Origin of the sequence: Rathayibacter sp. AY1A2 (assembly GCF_002930935.1) — a bacterium.
In the GTDB taxonomy this organism is placed as follows: domain Bacteria; phylum Actinomycetota; class Actinomycetes; order Actinomycetales; family Microbacteriaceae; genus Rathayibacter.
Genome location: NZ_PSTP01000045.1, coordinates 1 through 1468 on the forward strand (window position 1 = coordinate 1; position 1468 = coordinate 1468).

A 1468-nucleotide genomic window follows, 5' to 3' on the forward strand; every position below is an offset into this window, starting at 1 on the left:
GGCTCGGGGTGGGTGTCGGGGTGGCGTCGGCGTCCGGCGCAGTGGTGCCGGAGTCGGCGCCCGGTGTGGAGTCCTGGACGCGGATCGACCCGCCCTCCTGGGCGATGCGGACCACGAACGGCTCGGCCTCGGGATCGCCGAAGGTCTGCGTCCACAGCTGACGGCCGTCGGCGGTGCGGACCTCGCGGGGCGCGTCGATCGCGCCTCCGTCGGCGTCCAGAACGAGGAGCTCGGTGTCCTCCGTGGTCGCCTCGAGGCGGACCGCCGTTCCCGCCATCGTGGCGACGGACACGTGCCCGTAGCCGATCCAGAGGTCCAGCGGCTCGCCGGAGGTCTCGTAGCCGGGTGCGACCGTGACGCGCAGGTCGCTCGCCGCGAGCGTCGCGTAGCGGCCGGGAGCGGCGCTCGAGAAGCCGTAGGTGCCCAGCACGGGGAGCAGCTCGCGGTCGGTCGGCAGCACGGCGGCGCAGGCGGCCGTGACCAGCGCGACCGTCGCGAGGGCGACCAGCGCGATCGCGCGCCTCCGGAACAGGCCGGCGAGCACGATCACCACGGCGAGCACGAGCGCGGCCGAGGCGGCTCCGACGACGAGGGCCGTCGGCCCGGAGGCGGTGAGCGAGACCAGTGCGCCGGTCAGTGCGGCGGCGCCCAGGGCGAGCAACGTGAGGCTCGCCCGCAGCCGGGGGTTCGCGGCGCGTCGGAGGCGCTGGCGCTCCAGGCGCGCGGCGGTGACGGCGGCGGCGGCGACTCGCGCCTCCTCCGCCCGGGCGCGGGCCGTCTCGCGGGCCGACGCGCTCTGCTGGGCGCGGAACGCCTCCCGCTCGGCCCGCCAGGCCTCCTGGCGCTCGCGCCACTCGGCGACGGCCTCGGGGGACGAGGGGCGCTCGTCCTGCAGGCCGGGGTCGGGTGCGGGGTAGGCCGGAGCGGAGGGCGCGGGGTAGGGGAGCGTCGCGGAGGGGTGTGCGGACGGGGAGCCCTGGGCCGGGTGAGCGGCCGCGTCGTCCGATCGCCGGCTCCGCCGCACGATCCAGACCACGAAGGCCACGATCAGCCCGAGCACCACGAGCGACCACAGCGTCCGCCCGGTCGCGGGCGCCCAGGGCATCGCCCCGGTGTACGCGCCGCCGAGCGACCAGAAGCCCTGCGCCACCGGCAGCATCGAGGCGAGCACGAGGACGCCGATCCCGGCGTGCACCCGGTCGAGCGAGCCGCGGAGCAGCCGCTCCACCGGCAGGGCGCCGTCCTGGTCGGGCAGCAGCAGCCAGGCCGCGGCGTAGAGGAGGAGCGCGGGCCCGCCCAGCACCGCGACGACGAGCACGATCCCGCGCACGATCAGCGGGTCGATGCCGAGCCGGTCGGCGATCCCCGCGCAGACGCCGCCGATCCAGCCGGGACGGCGGGGCAGGTCGAGGCCGCGCAGCCAGAGCACGAAGCGGTTCTCGGGCGCGGGGAGCGGATCGGCGGGGCC

The 1468-nt window shown here is 77.5% G+C and carries 1 protein-coding gene; it reads right to left on the minus strand.

The features are described 5' to 3' along the window. A partial coding sequence (locus C5B93_RS16805; RefSeq protein ID WP_104293005.1) for a PspC domain-containing protein occupies positions 1-1468 on the minus strand: 1468 nt, incomplete at both ends.